This is a genomic window from Bradyrhizobium sp. 21, assembly GCF_023073335.1.
Classification (GTDB): Bacteria; Pseudomonadota; Alphaproteobacteria; order Rhizobiales; family Xanthobacteraceae; genus Bradyrhizobium.
This window is the reverse complement of the sequence record NZ_JADPJG010000002.1, coordinates 707,274-731,484: the sequence shown is the minus strand read 5'-3', so window position 1 is coordinate 731,484 and position 24,211 is coordinate 707,274. Positions and strand designations below refer to the sequence as shown.

Sequence of the window (24,211 nt, the reverse complement as noted above, 5' to 3'; positions counted from 1 at the left end):
CGCCGAGCTCGCGGCAGGCGGTCGCCACCGCGCCGCCCGCCATGACCATCGAGCGCGAACCCCAGGTCCCCGTCGAATAGGGTGTCATGGCGGTGTCGCCGAGGATGATGCGCACCTTGGCGACGTCTATCCCCAACATCTCATGGGCGACCTGCGCGAGCGTGGTCTCCATGCCCTGCCCGTGCGAATGCACGCCGACGCGCAGCTCGAGGCCGCCATCCGGCGTCAACCGCGCCGAGGCCTGCTCATGGCCCGGCACCATCGGAATGCCCCAGCCGGCATAGACCGACGTGCCGTGGGCGGCCTGCTCGCAATAGATGGAGACGCCGATGCCGATCCGCCGGCCGTCGGCTTCGCCCTGCCCTTGCCTTGCGCGAATGGCATCGACGTCGATCGCGGCCAGCGCACGCCGCATCGCTTGCGGATAATCCCCGCTGTCGAAATGCTTCTTCGTGATGTTGTCGAACGGCATTTGCTCCGGATTCACCAGATTGCGCAGCCGCACTTCGCCGGGCTCCAAGCCGGTCTCCACCGCCACGAGATCGAGCATCAATTCGAGCGCGAAGCACACGCCGGTGCGTGCCACGCCGCGGTAGGGCAGGATCGGACATTTGTTGGTGGCGACCGAGAAGGTGCGGCAGCGATAGGCCGGCATCCGATAGGGACCGGGCAAGATGCTTGCGACCTGCGCGGCCTCGAGACAGGCCGAGAACGGATAAGACGAGTAGGCGCCCGAATCCACCGTCGCCTCGCAATCGATGCCGCGCAACGTGCCGTCGCGATCGGCATAGACGGTGATCCTGTAATGATGCTCGCGGCAATTGGCGCTGGCGACGAGATGCTCGCGGCGGTCCTCGGTCCAGCGCACGGGATGGCCGCATCGCATCGTCAGCCAGGACAGGCAGACCTCTTCGGGCAACAGGATTCCCTTGTGCCCGAAGCCGCCGCCGACATCGGGCGAGATGACGCGGATCCGGCCCTCCTCCATGCCGAGGCATTCGGCGAGGCCGCTACGGGTGATGTGCGGCATCTGGGCCGCGGAATGCAGCGTGAGCTGATCGAGCCGCCGGTCGAAGGTGGCCACCACACCGCGGCCCTCGAGCGGCGACATGCATTGCCGCGCGGTCGAGATCTCGCGCGTCACCTTGATCGGCGCGTCGAGCGCGGCGGAAATGTCGACCTCATAATTGGTTTCGAGGAAGACATTGTCGCCCCAGTGCTCGTGCACGAGGGCCGAGCCCGGCTGGCGCGCTTTCAGCATGTCGTAGACCGCCGGCAGCTGCTCGAGATCAAGCGTCACGGAGGCCGCGATGTCCTCGGCCTCGGCGCGTGTCGGCGCGACGCACATCGCGACGAGCTCACCGACCTGGCGCACCTTGCCGGTCGCGAGCACCGGCTGCTCGGAAACCTTGAAGCCCGGAAGTCCTGATACCGCGCGGATCGGATTGACACCGGTGAGGTCCGCTGCCGTGAACACGCGTCCTCGATAGCGCTCAGGGACATGAATGCCGCGGATCCGCGCATGCGCCAGCGGGCTGCGCACGAAGGCGACGTCCTGAAGACCCGCCAGGCGAATGTCGGCGACGAACTGGCCGCGACCGCGCATCAGCCGCTCGTCCTCCTTCCGCGGCAGCCGTGCGCCCACGCCCTGCCCGGACTTTCCTGACGGAAATTCCCGCTCGTTGCGCACGCCGACGTTCTCCTTCATCGCGCGGCCTTACGCCGCGACAGCCTGCGGCAGGATCGGCGCGACCGCGTCGAAGCGGGTCCCGGCGCGCAGGCAGAACACCGGCTGCAGCAGACGTTCGGCGATCACCTCGTTCTTCTCGTTATCGCGCAGGACGAAGCGGCCGTTCTTCTCCGTTAGGATGGAGACGTCGGCGTCCATGCCGACCCTGAGCGCGCCGATCTCGTCGCTGCGGCCGAGCATTTTGGCCGCATTGGAGGTCACCATCGGCACCACCTGCTCAAGCGACAGGCCGAGCGCCATCATCGAGCTCATCGCCTGGACCAGGCTGAACTTGGCCTGCCCTGCAAAAGGATGGTTCTCCTCGTCCTCGTGCTGGTCGGGCGTCCCGGCCGGCGCGGGCACGTGCGTGTTGTAGCCGTGAATGTCGGCCCCGAGCGTGGTCGGAACGATGCCGGCGGCGATCGCCTTCTTCGCGAGCCGATAGGAGAAATGGCTGCCGTGACCGACATCGACCTTCAGGCCGCGGTCGAGCGCAGCCTGGATCACCGGATGCACCTCGCCCTCGCGGTTGACGAAGCCGCCCGGATGGCGCGTGAAGGGATGAGCGAGAACGTCGCCCTCGCGCAGCAGCGGGATCACGCGCGTGAGGATGGTATCGGCATCCTCGCCATTGGCGCCACTCTCCGGCAAACCCCAGAGCTGGCCGAAATGCACATAGACCGGCAGATCGGCCCGCTTGCCGATCTCCGCTGCCATCTCGATGACGCGAATGCCCCAGCGCGCGAAGCCGCCGATCTCCGCATGGGCCTTGATGCCGCGCACGATGTCGAGATTGGCCGTCGCCGATTTGACGGTCGCATCGATGTCGACGCCGTCGGGGCTATACAGCTTCGGATAAAAGTGCCCCTCCAATCCGCCGACGAGATAGGCAGAAAGGAAAGCATAGACGCGCGAAACCGCGTGCTCCGCGATGAAATGGCGAAAGCCCGGCAGCGTCATGCAGGACGGACCGCCCTGGTCGACCAGCGTCGTCACGCCGGACTGCACGCCGACCATGTCGGCATTCATGCCGAAGCGGCCGGAGACATATTGATAGACATGCGCGTGGGTGTCGATCAACCCGGGCAGCACGAGCTTGCCGGCGACATCAACCACTTCCTTTGCGCTGGTCGGCAGAATGTCCGACGCGACGGCCGCCACCTTGCCGTTGCGGATGGCGATGTCCTTGATGCCGTCAACGCCGGAGGCCGGACAGATCACGCGACCACCTCGCAGCAGTATGTCGAAGCTGGCTGTGATGGACATGGCGCTCTCCTCTCCTCACGCGGGCGATTGCTTCACCCGGAAATACGAAGCATGCTTCGTATTTACAAAAGCAAGCTTCATGCCATGATCTGGCGATGGCGGGCGCACTCGAATCGAGCTAAGCGCGACAGGGTTCCAGCTTGGGAGAGTGTGCATTGCGGCAGGCAAGGAAACGTCGCAGCGGGGGCAAGCACCGCCCCTGGCCCCTGTCCCAACGTCCCGGATATCTGATCCGCCGGCTGCATCAGATTCACGTCGCCCTGTTTCAGGAGGCGTGCGGCGCGTTCGAGGTCACGCCGTTGCAATACAGCCTGCTCTCTGCGCTGGCGGCGCGCGAAACGGCCGATCAGACGACCTTGGCGGCCGATATCGCCCTCGATCGGACGACAACGACCGGTGCATTGAAGCGGCTCGCGGCACGAAACCTGGTCGAGCGCGCGGTGAACAAGGACGATCGCCGGGCGCGATTGTGCCGGCTGACACCCGCGGGCGCCGCGCTGCTCGTCAAAATCGAAGGTGCAGCACGACGGGCGCACCGGGTAACGCTGGGCGATTTGAGTGAACGGGAACAGGCGCTCTTCATTGATATGATGCAGCGCATCGTGGCCGGCGACCCCAGTCGTGACAGCGCAACTGCCCTATTCGACTAGACACCGGCATTGCTGCCGGCTGATGCACTTTTGAATTGGGCTGCTCAATTTATCATCGTGCGGCTGCCCGGCAGTGCAACGGCCCTCGCGCAGCGACCCGACCTCCGGCACGTACTCCGGCAGCACGTCGCAGGAGGTCCGCGCCCTGAAGACTCAGTGGCATCCGGCGCGAGGCGCGCTGCATCCAACGGCGGTCGACGCGCTGCTGCCCGAAGCTCAGCACGCAATGGCACGATTTATGCTGCGACGATACGAAGCGTGCTTCGTATTGGGGGATGTCATGACGGATTCCGAACTTCGCGCTGACGTACACAGCATCGAGCCAATTCCCGACGCGGACCGGGACTCGACCGGGCCGCAGCAGATGTGGATCTGGGCGGGAGCCAACATCGCGCCGGTCAATTGGGCGCTCGGCGCCCTCGGCATCATCCTGAAATTGGGTCTGATGGAAACGATCGCGGTCATCGTGCTCGGCAACATCGTCGGCTGCGCGATCTTCGCCGCCTTCACCGTGATGGGGCACAAGACCGGCGTCAACCAGATGGTGCTGAGCCGGTCGGCGTTCGGCGTCCGCGGCGCCTACCTGCCCAGCATCCTGATGTTCGTGATGACGCTGGGCTGGATCGGCGTCAACACCTACTTCCCGGTGAAGATCTCGATCGGCATCCTCGGCCAGTTTGGCATCCCCGACACCTGGCTGATCGAGATCGTCATCATCACGCTGGTGATGGCCGTACAGGTGCTGATCGGGGTCTACGGGTTCTACGCCATCCGTACCTTCGAGAAATACACGGTGCCGCCGACCATCGCCATCATGGTGCTGATGAGCATCTTGGCGTGGACCCGGCCCGGCGTCGTCAACTGGGGCCTCACGAGCTCGCTGCCGCCGGGCGCGCATCTCGCGATGCTGACGCTGCTGACGACCGCGATCGGCGTCGGCTGGGGTATCTCGTGGGTCACCTGGGCGTCCGACTATTCGCGCTTCGTGCCGAAAAGCGTGCCGTCGAAATCCGTGTTCTGGTACAGCTATGTCGGCATGCTGGTGCCCAGCGTCTGGCTCGCCGTTCTCGGCGCGACGATCGCCTCGACCACGCTGGACACCGATCCCGCCAAGATGGTCAGCGCGGTGTTCGGCGGACCGGTCAGCATCCTGGTCCTGCTGATGGTGCTGCACGGCCCGATCGCCACCAACATCCTCAACGTCTATTCGGCGACGCTGGCGGCGCTCAGCGCAGGCCTCAAGTTCTCGCGCTTCTGGCTCACCGTCATCGTCGGCATCGCCGGTTATCTCGTCACGCTGTATTTCATCTTTGCGCCGTCCTTCGCCAAGGCGTTCGACAATTGGATGATCAGCCTGCTGTTGTGGATGAGCCCGTGGGCCGGCGTCGTGCTCGCCGACTTCTTCATCAAGCGGAAGGGCAAGATCGACGTCGCCGAACTCTACCGCTCGCCCGAGACCAGCGCCTATGGCGACATCAACTGGGCCGGCATGATCGCCTTCCTTGCGGGCCTCGTGGCCGGATGGCTGGTGGAGGACGGTCTGGTCGGCGCGCTGCAGGGGCCGGTCTCGATCAACCTGCTGGGTGGCGCTGATCTGAGCTGGCTGTTCGGCATCGCAGTCTCCGGCGGCGTCTATCTGGCGCTGGGCAAGCACGTCACCTCGTCCTCCTCGATCGTCGCGAGCAGCGCAGGCAGGTAGCGAGAGGTCATGGACTTCGTTCTGCGATCCGTCCCCGGCAACGTGCAGTGGGGGCTTTGGGATGGACGATTGACACCGACGCTGCGGATCGCATCCGGAGACCGCGTCACCATCGAGACGCTCTCGGGCGAACCGGATGATGTGCCCGATCCGTCGCTCGGCTTCGACATCGTCCCCGGACATGCCGACGTGCTGGCAAGCACGTCGCGTGGTCCGGGGCCACATCTCCTCACCGGGCCGATCCATATCGAGGGCGCCGAGCCCGGCGACGTCCTCGAAGTGCGTGTTCTGAACATCGAGCTGCGCTGCAACTGGGGCTGGAATCTCCAGGTCCCGACGCTCGGCACGCTCCCTGAGGATTTCCCCGAGTTCCGCCGCATCCACATTCCTCTGGACCGCGCGCGCAACATCGCTCGACTCCCGTGGGGACAGGAGCTGCCACTCGCTCCCTTCTTCGGGAATTTCGGCGTCGCCCCACCGCTCGCCTGGGGACGGCTGTCGTCAAAGGAGCCGCGCGCCTTCGGCGGCAACATGGACAACAAGGAGCTCGGCGTCGGCAGCACGGTGTATTTTCCGGTCTTCGTGCCGGGAGCCCTGTTCTCAGCCGGCGACGGCCATGCACTCCAGGGGGACGGTGAAGTCTGCCTGACCGCGATCGAAGCCGCGCTCACCGGCACGTTCGAATTCCACGTCCGCCGCGATCTTCGCCTCGCTTCGCCGCGCGCGGAAACCGCGTCCGACTGGATCACGATGGGATTCGATGAAGACCTCGATGACGCCGCCAAGGCGGCGCTGCGCGACATGATCGCGCTGATCCGCGGGCACAGCGGCCTCAGCGCGCAGGATGCCTATACGCTCTGCTCGATTGCGGCGGACCTGCGGGTCACGCAGATGGTCGACGGCAACAAGGGCATCCACTGCGTCCTGGCAAAATCCCGCATGCCCTGATTGTTCGCCGGGACGGTCCTGGCGGCGGCCCGCCTCGTCGCCCTCACGCCCTGGCAGAAGAAAGTGACCCGGCAAGCGCAAGCTCGCGCAGCACCTGTGCAAGCACGGACGCGCCAGCCGCAACGTGATCAGGCTCGGCCCATTCGTGTTCCACATGGCTCGCGCCGTCGCGGCAGGGAATGAAGACCATCGCGGCCGGACAGATTTTTGCGAGATGGCGGGCGTCGTGGCCGGCGGCCGAGAGGATAGCCATGGCGGGATGCCTCTGCTTACGCGAGGCCTCCGCAATGCTCGCCCGCAGGTGCGGATCGAACGCGTTCGAGGTTGCATCAACGAGCGGCGTCACCGTGACCGTGCAAGGCGATGCATTCTCCCGGCAAAGCGCCGCGATGCGCGCACCGGCCGCATCAAGCACCGCATTGTCCGGATGACGCAGATCGATGCTGAAGCTGACCCGCGATGGCACCACCGAGGGCGCGTTCGGCACGACCGCAACCCGGCCGATGGTGAACTTGATGTCGGCATCGATTGTGCCGATCTCGTCATGGAGTGCGGTCGCCATCCGCGCAAAGGACGCGAGCGCATCTCGCCTCTCCTGCTGCGCCAGCGTGCCTGCGTGTCCCTCGGCGCCCTCGACGACCACCTGAAACGTCTTCTTGCCCTGGATGCCAGTGACGATGCCGATCGTGCAGACGGCCGCCTCCAGCAGCGGTCCCTGCTCGATATGCAATTCGAGATAGACCGCGGGCCTGAAGCCGAGTGGCCTGTGCGGCAGATCGGGAAAGGCTTGGTGGAGACGGTCGAGCGCTTCGCCAACGCTGGTCCCGTCCGTGTCGCGTACGGCGCGGATCGCGGCCATGTCGCGCTCGCCGGCAAAGGCCTCCGAGCCCATCATGCCCGGAGCAAAGCGCGAGCCTTCCTCGTTCATCCAGGCAACGACCATGACGTCGCGCGCCGGCGTGCCGCTCTGCTCAGCCAGCGAGACCGTCGCTTCGAGCGCCGCCATAACGCCGGCCGCGCCGTCGAATTTTCCGCCGGTCGGCTGGCTGTCGAGATGGCTGCCGAGCAGGATCGGCGGCGCGGCCCGATCCCGGCCGGCCAGCGTCAGGAACAGATTTCCCGCGGCATCCGTCGACGGCGTCAATCCTGCGTCGAGGGCCCAGCCGATCACGCAGCGCCAGGCGGCGATCTCGCCATCGCTCAGCGCCTGACGGTTGACCCCGCCGGCCGGCGTCCCCCCGATCTCGGCAAGCGCCATCAGGCGGCTCCAGAGTCGATCCGCGTTGATCAGAGTCTGGCTCGTCATCGACCTACTTCGTGCGCATGATCTGGCCCGGCAGCGCGCGGGGATCGCGCGGCAGCCAGCGGCCGGCCTCGACCTGGGCAATGAACTCGGCGAGCAGCGCGTTGAACGCCGCCGGTTCTTCCAGATTGAGCGTGTGACCGGTTTTGGGGAAGACCGAGAGACCGCAGGCCGGAATCGTCTTCTTCAGGAAGATGCCGGGCTGAAGGCAATGATCGTCTTCGTCGCCCACAATCACGAGTGTCGGCACCTTCATCGTCTTCAGGCCGTCTTCGAGATCGTAAAACGACGGCCGCCGCGCCTGCACGCCGCGCATGGTGTTGGCCGCGCCGCGATCGGAATGGGTGGCAAGGCGATCGGCGAATTCCTGCCAGCCGCGCGGATCCTTGTTCTGGAACTGTACACGGCTCGCGCCGAGGACGTAGATCCTCGAGAACGCCTTCGCGCCCTGCTTCTCGAAATTGTCGGCAACTTCGAGCGAGACGCCGCGAAAATACTCCTCATGCTCCTTCTCGCAGCCATAGCCTGCGCCGGCCACCGTGAGCGACAGAGCGCGCTGTGGCGTGCGCAGGCCGAAATGCACCGTGCAGAAGCCGCCCATCGACAGACCGACAATGTGCGCCTTCTCGATCTTCAACGCGTCCAGGACGGCAACCGCATCATCAGCGGCAATCGCCTGCGAATAGGCTTCCGCGCTCTCCGGCACATCCGACGGTGGATACCCGCGCGCGGCGTAGGTGATGCAGCGATGGCGCCGGCTGAAATAGCGAATCTGCGGTTCCCAGCTCGCGTGATTGCCGCCGAACTCGTGGATGAAAAGGATCGGCGTGCCCTCGCCCGCCTCTTCCACATGCAACTTCACGCCATCCCTGGTGGTGATCATCGTCATCGGCATCGTCCCTAGAATTGCGGCGGCAGGTCGTTGAGCGTGCGCGCCTGCGCGACCATATCCGGTAACAGCGTGCAGAGCTTCTCGACCCAGGCCTGCGGCACGGAGGTGCTGATTTTCACGAAGCGGTCGCCGAAACGCTGCGTATGATAGGTGCCCTGGCGAATCATGATGCCCTGCCGGCGATAGCATTCGACCAGCGCCTCGGGGCGGATGCCCGCCGCGATGGTCTCCAGCACCAGGAAGTTCCCGTGCGACGGCATGATCGGCAGCGCCAATCCGTCGATCGCGACTGCCGCCTCCTGGATCATTGCCTTGTTGGCCCGGTCGATGCTGCGGACCTTCTTCATCCATTCGGCCTTGACGGAAAGTCCGGCCTGCGCCGCGCGCTGGGCAATGACGCTCGCACCCAGAACACTCGTAGATGTCTGCGCAAGCTCCTCGAAGAGATCGGGGGCGGCAACGAGAGCGCCGATCCGCAAGCCCGCAAGCCCGAGCCATTTCGAGAAGCTGGTCGAGACCACCGTGCCTTGCGGCGCGACTTGAAGCGCGGGCGTGTGTCCATCGGCGAAGTCGCGGTAAGTGCAATCGTGCACCAGCAGCGCGCCACAATCACGCGCGATCGCAGCAAAGCTTTCGATCTCATCACGGGTGTAGCGGATGCCCAGCGGATTGTTGGGATCGACGAGATAGATGATCGCCGTGCGCTCGTCGACATGGGCCTTCAATGCCTCGGGCGTCAGGCGGTAGTTGCAGGCGGGATCGTAGATCGGAATCTCGATCACTTCGGCGCCCTGCTGGCGCGCGAACAGGCATGGCCATTTCCAGGTCGGATCGGTCGTCACCAGACTAGTGCCGGGCTTGCAGCGCGCACGGCAGATCAAGGCGAGCGCGTTGACGCCGCCCTCGGTCACCAGCGCCTCTGCGCCGGGCGTGCCAAGATCGGCAACGATCGCGGCGCGCAGCGCCTCGAAGCCGAGCGGCGGGGCATAAGCGTTGAACTCGCCGGCCTCGATCGAACGCAGCATCGCCTCGCGCACGGCGGGGTGGCTCTCGACATGGTTGGTGTTCTGGCCGAGCCAAAAGAGTCCGGGCGTCGCCGAGAGCTCGTCGAAATAGCGGTTGCGAACCAGTGCCGTGGATTGAGGTCCTGACATCGACGCCTCAGATGACTGAGCCGCGCGCGGCGATGCCGCCGTCGATCGTCACCACCGTGCCGGTGATGTAGCCGGACCTCGGCGACGACAGAAACGCAACGAGATCGGCTACTTCTTCCGATGTCGCCGGGCGCTTGCCCGGATATTTGTCGAACAGCTCCTCCCAGCGGCTTTCGTCGCCGAGCATGTCGATCGCCTTGCGCTTCATGATCTTGAGCATGCGATCGGTCGCCACAGGCCCGGGATTGACCGCGACGACACGCACGCCGTGATCGAGGCTGCGGCCGCCGAGCGCCTTGGTGAAGGACATCAGCGCCGCATTGCCGGTGGAGCCTGCAATGTAGCTGGCGTCCCAGTTCTCGCCGGAATTGCCAATGATGTTGATGATGACGCCGTCCTTACCCTTCATGCCCGGATAATAGAGGCGCGACAGCGTGATGTAGCCAAACACCTTGAGATCGAAGCCGCGCCGCCACGCTGCATCATCGAGAATTTCCAGCGAGCCGGCCGGGATATCGCCGGCATTGTTGACGAGGATGTCGATGTCGCCGACCTCAGCCGCGAGCTTCTCCATCGCAGCCGTGCTCGACAGGTCGAGCGCGTGGATCGTGATCTTCACGTTGTGGCTGGCTTCCAGCTCCCGCTTGGCCTGGAGCATCGCCTCGCCGTTACGGGCGGCCAGATGAAGATGGCACCCCTCGGCGGCAAAAAGCGCGGCCACCGCAAGTCCAATTCCTTTCGACGCGCCGGTGATCAGGGCGGTCTTGTTTGTCAGCTTTAGGTCCACTCCGGTCTCCGCTTGCAAGCTCGATATACAAACTCAAGCAATTTGCATACCAAGCGCCCTCCGGGTCATTCGAAGGCTGCAAGGAAGTCCAAAAGGTTATCCCCGAGCAGGTTGACGTGGTCGCGCATGGCGCTGTGCGCCCGCTCCGAATCGTGCGCCAGGATCGCCTGCATGATCGCCTCGTGCTCGCGGACGGTGTCGGCGATCCGGTTCGGCATGCGCGTCACCCGACGGCGATACGCAGCCACCTGATTGCGCAGCTTGCGGGTCTGCTCGGCGAGGAAGGCGTTGCGCGAGGCCTCGTAGATCGCTTCGTGGAATTCCTGATTGACGTCGTAGAAGATGTCGATGTCTCCGATTTCGCCGGCCGTTACAAGCCGCTGGTGAATCTCGCCAATTTCTGCGCCCCAGGCCTGCGAGACGCGCCTTGCGGCGAGCCGCGCGCAGAGGCCTTCGAGCTCCGCCATGACCTGAAACATCTCGATCAGCGCCTGCGCCTTGATGCTGCGGACAGTCGCTCCCTGCCGGCCGCGCAGTTCGACCAGATGATTGGCGGCCATCAGGCGAAACGCCTCGCGCACCGGCGTGCGCGAGACGCCGAAGCGCTGCGCGATCTCCTGCTCGTCGAGCCGGCTGCCCGGCTCGAGATGGCCGGCCGCGATCGCCCCTTCCAGCTTCTGGCGCAGGCTCTCGGCGAGCGTCATGCCGGCGCTTGCCGTGAGGGTCCCCTGCCCATTTTTCACGCGCTTGCCGCCGCTATGGGCACCAATATCCGCCATCATGTTTCTCCGATATCGATGCAAGTATACAAGATGGCGCCCATCTTCCTGCGAAATGGCCGATTTTCTCGCACAGAGGCGCGAAGCACCGGCCTGTTCGCCCGTCGGTCTCGCAAGTCTTATGCCTGATTTGCCTGCAAATCGCACTGGCACACGAGTTGCTAAGAGATTTCGACGCGGTCCGCTTTCGTATGCGAATGGCCGCCGCCATTATACAAGGACATGCCGGTGCAGGCTGCTCGCCTACCCAATCCCGGACCGACCGGCGAAGCCCCGCAGACTCACCCGAAGCCTGAACCGCTGCTTGAACTGCGCGCAATCAGCAAGACCTTCGGTTCCGTCGCGGCGCTGTCGGGGCTTCAGGCCAGCATTGCCCCCGGCGAGTTCGTCACCGTCGTGGGCCCGAGCGGTTGCGGCAAGAGCACCCTCTTCAACATCGTCGCCGGATTGGAGGAGCCGGATGTCGGCGGCATCCTGCGTTTCGAGGGCAAGAGCTGCCACTCGTCCGACTTGCTCGGCCGCGTCTCCTTCATGCCGCAACGCGATTTGCTGTTTCCCTGGCGGAACGTGGTGGACAACGCCATCCTCGCGCTCGAGGTCGAGGGCATGCCGCGCGACCAAGCCCGCGCCAAGGCGCTGAAGATGCTGCCCGAGTTCGGCCTTGCCGGCTTCGAGAAGCAATATCCCAATCAATTGTCGGGCGGCATGCGCCAGCGTGTGGCTTTGATGCGTACCTTCCTGTTCGAGCGCGGCCTGATGCTGCTGGACGAGCCGTTCGGCGCGCTCGACGCGCTGACACGGGCGATGATGCAGCGCTGGCTGCTCGACGTGTGGCAGAAATACCGCCGCACCATTCTCTTCATCACCCATGACGTCGACGAGGCGATCTTCCTCGGCGACCGCGTGCTCGTCATGACGGCGCGCCCCGGCTCGGTGAAGCTCGAACAAATCGTCGATCTGCCCCGCCCGCGCCGGCCTGAGATCGTCACCGCTCCCGAATTCGTGCGCCTCAAGCGCAAGTTGCTGGATGCGATCGAGGAGGAAAGCATGAAATCGTTCCAATCCTCGGTCGCGCAGGAGAAGTCGCAATGAACGCGCCGTCGGCGAGCCAGCCGCACGCCGTGCCGCGGGGGATCGAACCGGCCGAATGGGACGCCCGGATCAAGCTTGCGGCCTGCTATCGCATGGTCGCCAAGCTCGGGATGGACGATTTGATCTACAATCACATCTCCTCGCGCGTTCCCGGCCACGAAGATCAATTCCTGATCAATCCCTACGGGTTGCTGTTCGACGAGATCACGGCGTCGAGCCTGGTCAAGATCGACACTGAGGGTAACAAGCTCGACGACACGCCGCACGCTGTCAACGTCGCAGCCTTCGTCATCCATGCCGCGATCCACACCTCGAACCACGACGCGGCCTGCGTGCTGCACACCCATTCCGACGCGAGCGTCGCGGTATCCGGACAGGAGAAAGGCCTGTTGCCGCTCAGCCAGTTCGCGATGCGCTTCTACGACAGGCAGGCCTTTCACGACTACGAGGGCGTCGCCATCGATCTCGACGAGCAGGTACGCCTGGTACGCGACCTCGGCCCGCACAAGGTCATGTTGATGCGCAACCACGGCATCCTCACCGTCGGCCGGACGCCGGGCGAAGCCTTCATGCTGCTCTATTATTTCGAGCGCGCCGCGCGGATCCAGCTTCAGATGCAGGCCGCGGCTGCGGCCGGCGCGAAGCTGGTGATGCCGCCGCACGAGGTCTGCGAGAAGGCGGCCCGCCAGTTCTGGGAATTGCAGGGCGACATCCTGGTGCCCGGCGAACGCGAATGGCCGGCGCTGATGCGCCAGCTCGACCGCGCCGATCCGTCCTATCGCAATTGATTTCATCGTCTGGAGTATGACCATGTTGAGCCGACGCCACGCCTTCTCCGTCCTCTCCGCCATCGCACTGGCGACCGGCTCGCTTGTCGCGGCTGCGCCCGCCGCCGAGCCGCAGAAAGCGAGCCTGCGCCTGAAATGGCTGCCGCAGGCGCAATTCGCCGGCTTCTACGTCGCTGCGGCCAAGGGCTACTACAAGGCCGAAGGCATCGACCTCACCATCAATCCCGGCGGCCCCAATCTGCTCACCGAAAATCTGGTCGCGACGGGCGCCGACACATTCGGCCTGTCGGGCGGCACCGACAGCGTGTTCGCGGCGCGCGACAAGGGGCTGCCGATCGTCTGCATCGGCGTATCGCATCAGATCACCCCCTTCATCTTCGTCACCCGCAAGGACGGGCCGGTGAAGACGATCCAGGATTTCAAGGGCAAGACCGTCACCACCTGGTTCACCGGCGCCAATCATGTGCTCAACGGCATGCTGGCCAAGGAAGGCATCAAGCCGGATGAACTGAAGATCCAGCCGCAGCAGGTTTCGGTGACGCCCTTCGTCGACGGCAGCGTCGACGTCATCACCGCGACCTATTACAACGAGTTCTACACCATCCAGTCGCGCATGCCGAAGGACAGCCTGAAGACCTTCGTCGCCGAGGATTACGGCATCACCTTCCCGCGCGACACGCTGATCGTCGCCGAGGCGACTGCCAAAGAGAAGCCGGAGCTGGTCAAGGCATTCCTGCGCGCCTCGCTGAAGGGCTGGAAGGATGCCTTCACCGATCCCAAGGGCGCCGTCGACACCGTGATGGCCGTGGCTCCGACGCTCGACCGCGCGCAGCAGGAGTTCATGCTGACCGAGGTGAAGCGCCTGATGACGGCAGGTGGGGCAGCGAAGAACGGCATGTTCTGGATCGACGCCGACGCGGTCAAGACTGCCCACGATTTCTTTCTGAAGTACGGCGTGATCTCCAAGCCGGTCGATCTCGCTGCCGCCTATGACGCCAGCTTCATCCAGAGCGTCCCGCAGGCGGACCGGCTGCCGTGAGCAGCCCTGCCGCGACATCGCTTGGTGACGGCCGCGCGGCTGCGCGGTCGATGGCAATGCCGGATTGGCTGCGCAAGCTGATCCGGCTTCTGCTCGGCCTCGCCGTCGCGGCGGTGATCTGGGAAGGCTCGGTGCTGCTGTTCGGCATCCGGCCTTATTATCTGCCGCGCCTGAGCACGATCCTGATGGCGATGGCGGCGACGCCTCGGGCCTATGTCGACGGCTTCCTGCGCACGCTGGCCGAGACGCTGATCGGCTTCGCCTCCGGTGGCGCGTTCGGCGCGCTGATGGGCGTCGTGTTCTTCCGCGTCCGCGCCCTGCGCGAGATGATCTTTCCGATCTTCGTGGTGTCGCAGACCATTCCGGTCATCGCGTTCGGCGCGCTGGTCGTCCTGTGGTTCGGTAACACCTTGCTCGCCAAGGCGATCATCGCGTTCTACCTCACCTTCTTTCCGGTGACGGTGAACACGCTGCTGGGGCTGGAGACCGTCGATCCCAGGCAGATCGACCTGATGCGCAGCTTTGGCGCCTCCAACCGCCAGCTCCTGCTGCGCTTGCAGCTCCCGGCCGCGCTGCCTCAGATTTTCGTCGCGCTGCGGCTGGCCGCATCGCTGAGCCTGGTTGGCGCCATCGTCGGCGAATGGTTCGGCGACACGACCGGGCTCGGCGTGCTGCTGCTCCAGGCCATGTTCACCGAGAACGTCGTCGCGATCTGGGCCGCCCTGCTCGCCGCGGCCCTGCTTGGCACAGGCTTCTATGCGGTGGTCGCCGCGCTCGAGCGGCATTTGGTGTTCTGGAGCGCCGAGCAATGAGCCGCGCAGTCGCAGCCCCCTCGCTCGCCATCCAGCGCGGCATTCTGGGCGCTGTCCTCCTGATCGTGTGCTGGGAAGGTGCTGCGCGCGGATTGCATCTGCCGGCCTATGTTCTGCCTGCCGTCAGCGACATCCTCGTCGGTCTCTGGTCCAAGCGTGTAACGCTCATCGACGCCGCCGGCTACACGCTGCTGGAAGCGCTCGCGGGCTACGGGCTCGGCTGCCTGATCGGCATCGGCCTTGCCGTCGCCATCGCACTGGTGCCGGCGTTACGCAGCGCCATCCTGCCGCTCGCCACCGCGATCAATTCGGTGCCCGTGGTCGGCTATTCGCCGCTGATCCTGCTCTGGTTCGGCATCGGCGTCAGCTCGAAGATCGTGATGGTGGCGATGGCGGTGAGCTTCACCATCCTGCTGTCGATGCTGGCCGGGCTCGACCGCGTCGATCGCCGCGCCGTCGATCTCATGAAGAGTTTTGGCGCAAACCGCTTTGGCGTGTTGTGGCGCCTGCGTCTGCCGACCGCGTTGCCGCTGCTGCTCGCCGGCATGCGCGTCTCGACAGTGCGCAGCGTGATCGTGGCGATCGTCACCGAGATGCTCGGCGCGCATGGCGGGCTCGGCTGGGTGATCTACCAGGCCGTGCTCCAGATCGATTTCGTCCAGGTCTGGGCGGCGATCTTCGTGGCGTCCGCCGCGAGCCTCGCCTTCTTCGGCCTGATCGGCTTGCTCGAACGAAAAATCCTGTTCTGGACATGACGCCAGGAAACGCGCCATGAAACGACAGATGCATCTCGGCCTGTTCATCCTGGGAACCGGCAGCCATGTCGCGGGCTGGCGCTATCCCGGCGCGGTCGACAGCTTCCAGGATTTTGCAGCGATCCAGGAAATCGGCCGCACCGCCGAGCGCGGCAAGTTCGACCTGATCTTCATGGGCGACAACCTCTACGCCGATGCCGCCGCCCATCCCTCCTACACGCTGCGGCTGGAGCCGCTGACGATGCTGGCGGCGCTTTCGACCTCCACGAGCCATATCGGGCTCGGCGCGACCGTCTCCACTACCTACAGCGATCCGTTTTCGGTCGCGCGCGTCTTCTCTTCGCTCGATCACATCTCGAAGGGCCGCGCCGCGTGGAATGCGGTGACGACGGCGAATCCGACAACGGCCGCGAATTTTGGCACCACCCATCCCGACCACGCCCGCCGCTACGAGATGGCGGGCGAATTTCTTGACGTCGTCAAGGGCCTCTGGGACGGCTGGGCCGATGACGCCATCGTCGCCGACCGTGCCAGTGGCCTCTATGTCGATCCGGCGCGGCTGCGCTCGATCGACCATGAAGGTCCATTCTTCAAGGTGAAAGGACCGCTCAACATCGGCCGCAGCCCGCAAGGCCACCCCGTCGTGCTGCAGGCCGGCGGCTCCGAGGCCGGGCAGGCGCTGGCCGCGCGCACCGCTGATATCGTATTCTCGGTGGTGCAGGACATCGAGGAAGCAAAGGCCGGCTACGCCTCGTTGAAGACCCGCCTGCCGTCGTTCGGCCGCAGGCCGGAGGATGTCACGGTGCTGCCGGGCGTGATGCCGGTCGTCGGCCGCACCGACAAGGAGGCGTTCGAGAAGCTCAACGTGCTCCAGAGTTTTGTGAGCGGCAGCAATGCGCTCGCGATCCTGTCCGACCGCTTCGGCCAGGATATGTCAGCCTATGATCTCGACGGACCGATCCCTGACATCGCCCCGTCCGACAGCTATCACAGCTTCGCCAGCGTCATGCTCGCCAAGGGACGCCGCGAGAACATGACACTGCGCGACCTCTACAATCTCACCGCCGCCGCCCGCGGCCATTGGGTGCTGTGCGGCTCGGCCGAACGCATTGCCGACACGCTCCAGCTCTGGTTCGACGAACATGCCGCCGATGGCTTCAACGTCATGCCGCCCTATTTCCACGAGGGTTTCGAGGATTTCGTCGAGCTCGTCGTGCCGATCCTGCAAGAGCGAGGGCTGTTCCGCGCCGACTATGAGGGAACGACATTGCGCGATCACCTCGGCCTGGCGCGACCGGCCAATCCATTGTTTCCTATCTAGGCCCCGTGTGGTCTTCAGGAGCTTCGCTCAAACCGGAATTTGGCCGGGCGTCGACGCGATTGGCTCGCTTAGTCGTACTCCGCCGTGTGCGAGCTGCCTCGCCTCACCGCGCTTTCCGTAACCGCGTGCCCGATTGCCGGCGCGCCCTCGCCCCTTGTTGGGAATTTCAACGTCTCGCTTAGCTCACCGCGCGCCATTGTCACCTCGCGGCGGTCCACCGAACGAAGTCTCCAGCCCTGATAATCGTCGCCCAGTTTCAGACGCAGTGTGGCCTTGCTCGCTTGGTCGACAAAGATCCCGACACTCTGATCGCCGCCGATAACGGTACCGACCAACAAAAGTCGCAGCTCGACCGGCGGCAGGCTCGGCGGCCCAGCCGGCGCAGTGGAGTCCGACAGCGAAACCATCGCTGGCGGCGGCCGGCGCGAGGGCGAAAAGATCGGTCGTTGAAGCGTGTCGGACAGGGTCGCGAGCGGAATTGCCCAGAGTGGATTGCCCTTCATCGCCTCCGTCCTGACGGGAGATCGCGATCGCGCGGCGGGGTTGACGGCCGGCGCCGTCATTGCGGGAGACTCCGGAAACGGGAGCTGGGACGCCGGCGCGATGGCGCCTGGCACGTCGACATCGGAGAAATCCGCCGGCAGCGCCAAGCTTGAGGTGGGAACACCGAGCAATGGTGCCAGCACAAGCGCGAGCCGCACCGATATTCGCCGTATCGCCCGATGTCTTCTCATGTCCCCTGTCATCGGCCAAATGCAAGCAAAGGCGCAAGCTTCTCAGTTAAGGAAAGCCGGTGGCCTGCGTCCACAAGACAACCTGCGCGAGGCAGGCACAGGTCACCGAGGAAGCAAAGGCTTATCGGTCGCCAATGTGACACCTGTACGAAGCGCCGATCATCGCTTTTGACGTTTCGACAACATATTCCGGTTGCAGCAATTCGTATCCGAGACCGCGCAACGCGCCGTGGGTGCGGCCGCAGCGATCAGTATGACATTGTTGTTGCATCGTCATACTCACCTGCTAGCGTGAGCATCGGTTTGTTGGACTGCAGTAATTGTCGTGCGGAGACGTGGCGGTGCGTGGGGTTCTGTTGCGGATATTGTCCGCCGCCGCATCGTTCCCCCTGTGCACGCTTTCAGCTGCGGCCCACGAGCTCAGCGCAGGCGCGCCCACCGAGCTTCCGCCGATCACGGTTGCGTCCCCCGTTCATCAGCATCCCCATCGGCTTTCCCAGAGAAGACCGTCGAAAAGTGGAAGCATGCGCAATCAGTCCGCCGCTCGCTCGGACAGTCCGACCGAGGGCGGTGCCGCAGCCCGTGCAGCGCCCGATGGCCCGTCCACTTTGCAACCCACCGCCGCCAGTGCGACCCGCATCAGCGGCGTGGCCGTTAACGCGGTCCCCTTCTCGCGACCCGGCGAGGCGCTGGAGGTGGTGCCCGGCCTGATCGTCACTCAGCACTCCGGCGAGGGCAAAGCCAATCAGTATTTCCTGCGCGGCTTCAATCTCGATCACGGCACCGATCTGGCGATCACCGTCGACGGCATGCCCGTCAACATGCCGACCCATGGGCATGGGCAAGGCTACGCCGACATCAATTTCCTCGTGCCCGAGCTGATCCAATCGGTCAACGTCCGCAAGGGACCGTATTTCGCCGATCAGGGCGACTTCGCGTCCGCCGGCGCCGTGGCGATCGATTACGTCAATCAGTTGCCAAGCAACATCGCCGAGATGACCTTCGGCAGCTTCGGCTATCGCCGGGCATTGGCGGCCGGATCAAGCGCCGTTGGCGGTGGCACGCTGCTGGCGGCGATCGAGGCGGGCAAATATGACGGGCCTTGGGGCGTGCCGGACGATATCCGCAAGCTGAACGGCGTCATGCGCTACAGCCAGGGCACCGCGACCGACGGTCTGACGCTGACGGCGATGGCCTATTCGAATGGCTGGAATTCGACAGACCAGATCGCGCAGCGCGCGATCGACCAGGGCCTGATCAGTCGCTTTGGCACACTCGATCCGACCGATGGCGGCAATTCCAGCCGCTTCAGCCTGTCCAGCAATTGGGCGCAGTCAAGCGAATACGGACAAACCAGCGTCCGCGCCTATGTCGTGCGCTCCGACCTCCGGCTCTTCAACGATTTCACATATTACCTCGACAATCCGGTCAATGGCGACCAGTTCAGCCAGCTTGATCGTCGGACTCTCGGCGGCTTCGATGCGCAGCACGCGTTCGATTGGCGCTTTGCCGGCGTCGACATCCAAACACGCGCCGGATTGCAGAGCCGCTACGACGACATCCATGTTGGCCTGTTCAAGACGGAGCAGCGCGCGCTGCTCTCGACCGTACGCGATGATCGCGTGCAGGAGGGCAATGTCGGCGTCTGGACCGACACGACCATGCGCTGGACCGACTGGCTGCGCACCACAGTCGGCATCCGGGAAGATGTCTTTGCCGGACACGTTTTCAGCGACACACCGCAGAATTCCGGCAACGCGCAAGCGTCGATGACCAGCCCGAAGGCCGGCATCGTGCTCGGTCCCTGGTACAAGACTGAGTTCTACGGCAATGCCGGCTACGGCCTGCACAGCAACGATATCCGCGGTGCGACGATTGCGGTCGATCCCAACGACAGGATGACCCCGCTTGATCGCGTGCCGCTGCTCGTCCGCTCTCGCGGCGCCGAACTCGGAATCCGCACCAGGGCGATCGAGGGTCTCACGACCTCGCTCGCCTTGTTCTCGCTGGATTTCGACTCCGAGCTATTGTTCGTCGGAGATGCCGGCACCACCGAGCCGAGCAGGCCCAGCCGTCGCCTGGGTGTGGAGTGGACGAACCAGTACAAGCCGCTGCCGTGGATGACGTTCGATACCGATGTCGCCTATACGCGGGCGCGCTTCATCGATTCCGATCCCGTCGGGAACCGCATCCCCGGCGCGCCGGCATGGGTGGCAAGTGGTACGGTCACGTTTGGCGGTGACAGCGGCTGGTTCGGCGCGCTGAAGGCGCGCTATTTCGGCCCGCGTCCCCTGGTCGAGGATGACAGCGTCAGCTCGCGGGCCTCGCTGATCTTCAATGCGCGTGCCGGATACAAGTTCGACAATGGCCTGCGGCTGCAGCTCGACGTGCTCAACCTCTTCGACGCCCAGACCAGCCAGATTGAATATTACTATCTGTCGCGATTGCCGGGAGAGCGCGTCGGCGGTGTCGCCGATCGTCACGTCCATCCCGCCGAGCCGCGCGCCTTGCGGCTGACATTGGCGGGACGTTTCTGATTGCCGACCATTGCATCATGACCCGGCCCTTGAGCCGTCACAAATCTTGAGAAAACCTGACCTAGAGATGCTTTGATCGGCCAAGGCCACACGTTCGGCCGATGGGGAACATGGGATCTGCGCTGCGCCGAGACTCCAGCCCGGCCCGCTCATCCAGGCGACTGCGAGACAGGAGTGAAGGGAATGCAATCCGATCCGGGCAGCGCCGCGATCGCTTCGGGGGAACCGGTCGCGAGCGAGGTCCAGGTCCAGACCGCGTCGGTGCGCCCTCAAGCCGCTCGTTATCATCGGCTGCTGATTCCGATCGTGACTGCCTCCGGCTTCGCAGGCCTCGGCTATGAGATCGTGTGGACGCGTCAGTTGAGCCTTGCGCTCGGGACCGAGATGATGGCGGTGCTCGGCGTCACCGCCGGATTTTTCGGCGGTCTGGCACTGGGTGCATTCGCGCTTGATGGGCTGATCCGACGATCGAGGTCGCCCTGGCGCGTCTACGCGATGCTTGAAGCCGTCATTGCGGTTTGGGGCCTGATCAGCGTCCGGCTTCTGCCTTGGGCTGGTCGGGCCTTGGCGCCGCTGCTTGGCACCGATCCGTCTGCCAGCTTGCTGTGGGCCAGCAGCTTTGCGCTTCCAACGCTCGTGCTGCTTCCCGCAACGATGGCAATGGGCGGAACGCTGGCCGCACTGGAGCGGATGACAAGAGAATCGCGCGGCGAGGCGCGCGTCGCGGCCGGGGTATACGGGGCGAATACAGCGGGGGCGTTGGCTGGAACGCTGGCTTCCACATTCCTTCTGATCCCCATGCTTGGATTCTCCAAAACCCTGGTCTGCCTTGCGGGCGTGAACATGTTCTGCGCCCTCGGCGCGCTCGCGGTCGGATCGGCGTCGGGCAAAGCGCGAGCTGGCGCAGCACCGGCGCGACCGGAGCCGGTTCGAGAGCTGCGGCTCACGATCACCCTGTTCGCTACGGGTCTGCTCGGAATTGCGTTCGAGGTTCTCGTGGTTCGATTGGCAGCGCAGGTGATGCAGGACACCGTCTACACCTTCGCAGGGCTGTTGGCCGCTTATTTGCTCGGCACGGCGGCTGGGAGCCTGCTTTGGCAGCGCGCCGGGCGGCAGACCCAAGATGGAAGTCTGCAGTGTCTGCTCGCCGGAACGGCGCTCGCCTGCCTGATGACCGCATCGGTCGCGCCTCATGTCGGCCGTCTGGTCGAGATCGCGTCCGCCGCGGGCGTGTTCGGCGAACTGGCCGTGGCGATCGCGCTGTTCCTAGCGCCGTCAACGGCGATGGGAGCGCTGTTCGGCCTGCTTGCGCAACGGGTGCGGGACCAGCGTGGGTCCGTCGGATGGGCGGTCGGGATCAATAGTCTCGGCGCGTCCATCGCGCCGCTGGTGGCGGCGCAACTCCTGATTCCGACGTTCGGGACATGGCAGGCGATTCTTCCGATTGCGCTTGGCTACCTGGTTCTGCTCCCGCCGAGCCGGCTGGCGTTGGCGTGGTCCGCTGTGCCGGAGATCGTCGCGCTCGTGCTTTGGCTGCATCCTGGTCCCTCGTTGACGAAGGTGCCGCCAGGCGGCGCATTGCTTGCGGTGCGCGAAGGGCCCATGGCAACGGCCAGCGTCGTCGACGACGTATCGGGGACGCGCTACCTCGAGGTCAACGGCCATTTCCGCATGGGCGGCACAAGCTCGAGCCGATCCGACTACCGCCAGGCCGTGCTGCCGCTGCTGCTTCATCAAGCGCCGCGCCAAGCCTTGTTCCTCGGCATCGGTACTGGTGCAACCATCGTCGGAGGATCGCAGATGCCCGGCGTGAGCGTGCTCGGCGTCGAGCTCTCCCGGGAGGTCGTGGACCTGCTTCCCTGGTTCGTCAATCCGGCGGCTTCTGGAGCGCCGCGGGTGACCGTGGCGGATGCGCGCCGATACATCGCCGCGGACAGGGAGCAGTATGACGTCATCGTCGCCGACCTGTTCCATCCAGCGCTGGACGGCAGCGGTGCGCTCTACACGGTGGAGCATTTCGACGCCGTCAAACGCAGGCTCGCGCCGCAGGGCATCTTCTGCCAATGGCTTCCCCTGTACCAGCTCGACCTGCCGTCCCTGCGCGCCATCATCCGCGGCTTCCTTGACGTCTATCCTGACGGCGCGGCCTGGCTGAACCATTACAGCGTACGCACGCCCATGCTCGCCCTCATTGGGACGAAAGACGGCGGCCATCTCGATACTGACGCGCTCGCTGCGCGGTTGCGCGATGCCGCCATCGGGCGGGTTATCCACCCCTTGGGATTCGAGGCTCCGATCGACCTGCTCGGCCAATACCTCGCTGGCCCGCGCGCCCTGTCCAACTTCGCCGGCGCGGGTCCGCGCAACACCGACGACTATCCATTCGTGACCTTTGATGCGCGCCGGAACGTCCATGCCCTGACGTCCGCGCCCTGGTCGCTCTTGCTTGCCGTCACGCAAAGCCTGCAGCCGGATCCGGCTGAGCTCTTGCCTCATGGACCGGACCACGATCCACTGGGCGCTCGGCTGAGCGCCTACTGGCGTGCACGCAACCGGTTTCTCGAGGTCGGCGCGTCGCTGCGGGGCGATCCGCGTGGAACGGCGCTGATCGAAGCGGCCGCGCCCGGCCTCATCGAGGCGCTTCGCGCGAGCGCCGAATTCGACCCGGCGTATGGACCGCTGATGGGCATGGCGCGATCGCTGATCAGCTCAGACCGGCCAGCGGCCGCACGCTTGCTGCGCCAGATCAACGAGGCAGCACCATCCCGCGGTGAAGCGCGAGAGCTGCTGTTGCATGAGTTTGGGCTTCGAAGGGAGTAGCCGAGCCGTCTCGCTTAGGGCGCAAAGTTGATGCGATAGCCCCAGCAATCGAGATGATCGGGAATGGCGTTGAAAGCGATCGTAATCCTCTGGTCGCCCTGGTTTCTCGGCACCTCGTGATAGAGGTAGCTCGGAAACAACACGAGATCTCCCGGCTCGGCTTCCGGTAGCACGTACTTGCCCGCATTGAACGGGCCAAGGGCGGCAGTTCGTGTGTGGTGGCGGAAGGAAAAATCGGAGCCGCCCGGCGGGCGCACGAACACCGTCTTGCAGGCCGGATGCGAGGGTGTGAGATAAAAAATGCCCGAGACAAAACTATTGGCATGCGAATGCAGCGTCTGGTTTCCACCCGTCTCCAGCATGTTGGTCCACATCTCCTTGACGGTCCAGCTCAGCCTTTCGCCGAACAGCAAGACGCCGAAATCGACGAGCTTCGGAACGGCAAGTTCGGCGATCTGCCGAAACAGCGCGTTGTCGCGCGGATCGGCCACCTCGGTGTGGAAGAGTTGCCCCGAGCGGAGATTTTCTTCGATGCGGGTGTTCCGGATGGCCGCTACAGCGGCTTCGTTCAGCGATGGTGAGAGCAGTTGGGGCGAGCGCAGGAGGGGAATCGGGAAAAGCGGCTCGATCTGATCCATGTCGCAAGGTCTGCCTGTTTCTGGTGGGAGCCAACAATGCGCGCGCAAAGATGACGCTGCGATGACAGCGGGGGTGGATTCCGCGACATCCTGCGGCGGCCCCATCTACTCGTCGGGCTTGAGCACTTTCAGCTTTTCGCCCGGCGACAAATCATGGCGGCGTTCGCGGACCAACTGAGCGGCGCGCTCGGCCATCTCCACACATTCGTCGAACTCGCCGTTGCCGGCTTCCATCATGGCTTGGTGCAAGTGACGCTCGGCGAAGTAGCGGGACAGATTCTCTGCCGGCAGATCCAACGCCAATGCACGCGCCGCTCCGACCGCAGCTTCGCAATCATGCAATGTCGGCTCGTCGGTAGCGGCGGCGGCGATGCCTGGCATGGCGGCGCCGACGAGGAGGGTCATTGCGCAGAGGCCAATTCGAAACCAAGGACATCCACGGAACATGGACATAGACAGCGCCAGCAC

At 64.8% G+C, this 24,211-nt stretch carries 21 protein-coding genes; 11 read left to right on the top strand and 10 right to left on the bottom strand.

The genetic code is table 11. The features are described 5' to 3' along the window. Both IVB31_RS03320 and IVB31_RS03315 read right to left on the bottom strand, forming a co-directional pair. Positions 1-1,708 (bottom strand): xanthine dehydrogenase family protein molybdopterin-binding subunit (locus tag IVB31_RS03320; protein WP_247318485.1); only part of this gene is annotated, 1,708 nt, incomplete at its 3' end. Between the two features lie 9 nt (positions 1,709-1,717). Then, the gene (locus IVB31_RS03315) at positions 1,718-2,995 is read right to left on the bottom strand and encodes an amidohydrolase/deacetylase family metallohydrolase (protein WP_247318483.1); all 1,278 of its coding nucleotides are present in this window, start codon (positions 2,993-2,995) and stop codon (positions 1,718-1,720) included. A 155-nt stretch (positions 2,996-3,150) separates the two neighbouring features. Between IVB31_RS03315 and IVB31_RS03310 the strand changes: the two genes are divergently transcribed. From IVB31_RS03310 to IVB31_RS03300, 3 genes are all read left to right on the top strand, one after another. Continuing rightward, complete coding sequence (locus IVB31_RS03310; protein WP_247318482.1) at positions 3,151-3,645, top strand: MarR family transcriptional regulator; 495 nt, start codon at positions 3,151-3,153, stop codon at positions 3,643-3,645. A 280-nt stretch (positions 3,646-3,925) separates the two neighbouring features. Continuing rightward, positions 3,926-5,344, top strand: a complete 1,419-nt coding sequence (locus IVB31_RS03305) for a cytosine permease (protein WP_247318480.1) — start codon at positions 3,926-3,928, stop codon at positions 5,342-5,344. Positions 5,345-5,353: 9 nt separating this feature from the next. Continuing rightward, positions 5,354-6,292: an acetamidase/formamidase family protein gene (locus IVB31_RS03300; RefSeq protein WP_247318478.1), complete on the top strand. Its 939-nt coding sequence runs from the start codon at positions 5,354-5,356 to the stop codon at positions 6,290-6,292. 43 nt (positions 6,293-6,335) lie between these two features. On the opposite strand, the gene IVB31_RS03295 is transcribed toward IVB31_RS03300, so the two are convergent. The 5 genes from IVB31_RS03295 to IVB31_RS03275 form a co-directional block, all read right to left on the bottom strand. Next, positions 6,336-7,598, bottom strand: coding sequence for a Zn-dependent hydrolase (locus tag IVB31_RS03295; protein ID WP_247318475.1), 1,263 nt, complete (start codon positions 7,596-7,598; stop codon positions 6,336-6,338). A gap of 4 nt (positions 7,599-7,602) precedes the next feature. Further along, positions 7,603-8,484, bottom strand: coding sequence for an alpha/beta hydrolase (locus IVB31_RS03290; RefSeq protein WP_247318473.1), 882 nt, complete (start codon positions 8,482-8,484; stop codon positions 7,603-7,605). An 11-nt stretch (positions 8,485-8,495) separates the two neighbouring features. After that, entirely contained in the window at positions 8,496-9,641 is a 1,146-nt protein-coding gene (locus IVB31_RS03285; protein ID WP_247318469.1) for a pyridoxal phosphate-dependent aminotransferase, read from the bottom strand. A gap of 7 nt (positions 9,642-9,648) precedes the next feature. Next, positions 9,649-10,428 carry an SDR family oxidoreductase gene (locus IVB31_RS03280; RefSeq protein WP_247318468.1) on the bottom strand — a complete coding sequence of 260 codons (780 nt, stop codon included), beginning with the start codon at positions 10,426-10,428 and terminating at the stop codon, positions 9,649-9,651. 65 nt (positions 10,429-10,493) lie between these two features. Beyond that, on the bottom strand, positions 10,494-11,210 hold the full coding sequence (locus IVB31_RS03275; RefSeq protein WP_247318466.1) for a GntR family transcriptional regulator: 717 nt from the start codon (positions 11,208-11,210) through the stop codon (positions 10,494-10,496). Positions 11,211-11,435: 225 nt separating this feature from the next. On the opposite strand from IVB31_RS03275, the gene IVB31_RS03270 reads away from it, so the two are divergent. Genes IVB31_RS03270 through IVB31_RS03245 form a run of 6 tightly spaced genes read left to right on the top strand, consistent with a single transcriptional unit; the run spans position 11,436 to position 17,014 of the window. Then, positions 11,436-12,299: an ABC transporter ATP-binding protein gene (locus tag IVB31_RS03270; RefSeq protein WP_247318464.1), complete on the top strand. Its 864-nt coding sequence runs from the start codon at positions 11,436-11,438 to the stop codon at positions 12,297-12,299. Continuing rightward, positions 12,296-13,087, top strand: a complete 792-nt coding sequence (locus tag IVB31_RS03265) for a class II aldolase/adducin family protein (RefSeq protein WP_247318462.1) — start codon at positions 12,296-12,298, stop codon at positions 13,085-13,087. Before IVB31_RS03270 ends, IVB31_RS03265 begins: the two co-directional genes overlap by 4 nt. Before the next feature lie 22 nt (positions 13,088-13,109). Continuing rightward, a complete protein-coding gene (locus IVB31_RS03260) occupies positions 13,110-14,126 on the top strand; it encodes an ABC transporter substrate-binding protein (protein ID WP_247318459.1) in 1,017 nt (338 codons plus the stop codon). Next, complete coding sequence (locus IVB31_RS03255) at positions 14,123-14,938, top strand: ABC transporter permease subunit (protein WP_247318457.1); 816 nt, start codon at positions 14,123-14,125, stop codon at positions 14,936-14,938. The genes IVB31_RS03260 and IVB31_RS03255 overlap by 4 nt, the downstream gene beginning before the upstream one ends. Continuing rightward, a complete protein-coding gene (locus IVB31_RS03250; RefSeq protein ID WP_247318454.1) occupies positions 14,935-15,693 on the top strand; it encodes an ABC transporter permease in 759 nt (252 codons plus the stop codon). The genes IVB31_RS03255 and IVB31_RS03250 overlap by 4 nt, the downstream gene beginning before the upstream one ends. 16 nt (positions 15,694-15,709) lie before the next feature. After that, positions 15,710-17,014 carry an LLM class flavin-dependent oxidoreductase gene (locus IVB31_RS03245; RefSeq protein WP_247318451.1) on the top strand — a complete coding sequence of 435 codons (1,305 nt, stop codon included), beginning with the start codon at positions 15,710-15,712 and terminating at the stop codon, positions 17,012-17,014. Positions 17,015-17,082: 68 nt separating this feature from the next. Here the strand turns inward: IVB31_RS03245 and IVB31_RS03240 are convergent, their stop codons facing one another. Beyond that, positions 17,083-17,517, bottom strand: coding sequence for a hypothetical protein (locus IVB31_RS03240; protein WP_247318449.1), 435 nt, complete (start codon positions 17,515-17,517; stop codon positions 17,083-17,085). A 755-nt stretch (positions 17,518-18,272) separates the two neighbouring features. On the opposite strand from IVB31_RS03240, the gene IVB31_RS03235 reads away from it, so the two are divergent. Beyond that, on the top strand, positions 18,273-20,285 hold the full coding sequence (locus IVB31_RS03235; protein WP_247318446.1) for a TonB-dependent receptor: 2,013 nt from the start codon (positions 18,273-18,275) through the stop codon (positions 20,283-20,285). Positions 20,286-20,468: 183 nt separating this feature from the next. Beyond that, positions 20,469-23,105 (top strand): spermidine synthase, encoded by a 2,637-nt coding sequence (locus IVB31_RS03230; RefSeq protein WP_247318443.1) that lies wholly within the window; start codon positions 20,469-20,471, stop codon positions 23,103-23,105. A 14-nt stretch (positions 23,106-23,119) separates the two neighbouring features. On the opposite strand, the gene IVB31_RS03225 is transcribed toward IVB31_RS03230, so the two are convergent. Both IVB31_RS03225 and IVB31_RS03220 read right to left on the bottom strand, forming a co-directional pair. After that, complete coding sequence (locus tag IVB31_RS03225; protein ID WP_247318440.1) at positions 23,120-23,743, bottom strand: 2OG-Fe(II) oxygenase family protein; 624 nt, start codon at positions 23,741-23,743, stop codon at positions 23,120-23,122. Positions 23,744-23,848: 105 nt separating this feature from the next. Beyond that, positions 23,849-24,148 (bottom strand): hypothetical protein, encoded by a 300-nt coding sequence (locus IVB31_RS03220; protein ID WP_247318437.1) that lies wholly within the window; start codon positions 24,146-24,148, stop codon positions 23,849-23,851. Between the last annotated feature and the right edge of the window lie 63 nt (positions 24,149-24,211).

Coding starts and splice junctions, on each gene's coding strand:
- IVB31_RS03315 (WP_247318483.1), bottom strand. CDS start 2,995: ATGTCCATCACAGCCAGCTTCGACATACTGCTGCGAGGTGGTCGCGTG.
- IVB31_RS03305 (WP_247318480.1), top strand. CDS start 3,926: ATGACGGATTCCGAACTTCGCGCTGACGTACACAGCATCGAGCCAATT.
- IVB31_RS03300 (WP_247318478.1), top strand. CDS start 5,354: ATGGACTTCGTTCTGCGATCCGTCCCCGGCAACGTGCAGTGGGGGCTT.
- IVB31_RS03295 (WP_247318475.1), bottom strand. CDS start 7,598: ATGACGAGCCAGACTCTGATCAACGCGGATCGACTCTGGAGCCGCCTG.
- IVB31_RS03290 (WP_247318473.1), bottom strand. CDS start 8,484: ATGACGATGATCACCACCAGGGATGGCGTGAAGTTGCATGTGGAAGAG.
- IVB31_RS03285 (WP_247318469.1), bottom strand. CDS start 9,641: ATGTCAGGACCTCAATCCACGGCACTGGTTCGCAACCGCTATTTCGAC.
- IVB31_RS03275 (WP_247318466.1), bottom strand. CDS start 11,210: ATGATGGCGGATATTGGTGCCCATAGCGGCGGCAAGCGCGTGAAAAAT.
- IVB31_RS03265 (WP_247318462.1), top strand. CDS start 12,296: ATGAACGCGCCGTCGGCGAGCCAGCCGCACGCCGTGCCGCGGGGGATC.
- IVB31_RS03260 (WP_247318459.1), top strand. CDS start 13,110: ATGTTGAGCCGACGCCACGCCTTCTCCGTCCTCTCCGCCATCGCACTG.
- IVB31_RS03250 (WP_247318454.1), top strand. CDS start 14,935: ATGAGCCGCGCAGTCGCAGCCCCCTCGCTCGCCATCCAGCGCGGCATT.
- IVB31_RS03245 (WP_247318451.1), top strand. CDS start 15,710: ATGAAACGACAGATGCATCTCGGCCTGTTCATCCTGGGAACCGGCAGC.
- IVB31_RS03240 (WP_247318449.1), bottom strand. CDS start 17,517: ATGAAGGGCAATCCACTCTGGGCAATTCCGCTCGCGACCCTGTCCGAC.
- IVB31_RS03235 (WP_247318446.1), top strand. CDS start 18,273: ATGCGCAATCAGTCCGCCGCTCGCTCGGACAGTCCGACCGAGGGCGGT.
- IVB31_RS03230 (WP_247318443.1), top strand. CDS start 20,469: ATGCAATCCGATCCGGGCAGCGCCGCGATCGCTTCGGGGGAACCGGTC.
- IVB31_RS03225 (WP_247318440.1), bottom strand. CDS start 23,743: ATGGATCAGATCGAGCCGCTTTTCCCGATTCCCCTCCTGCGCTCGCCC.
- IVB31_RS03220 (WP_247318437.1), bottom strand. CDS start 24,148: ATGACCCTCCTCGTCGGCGCCGCCATGCCAGGCATCGCCGCCGCCGCT.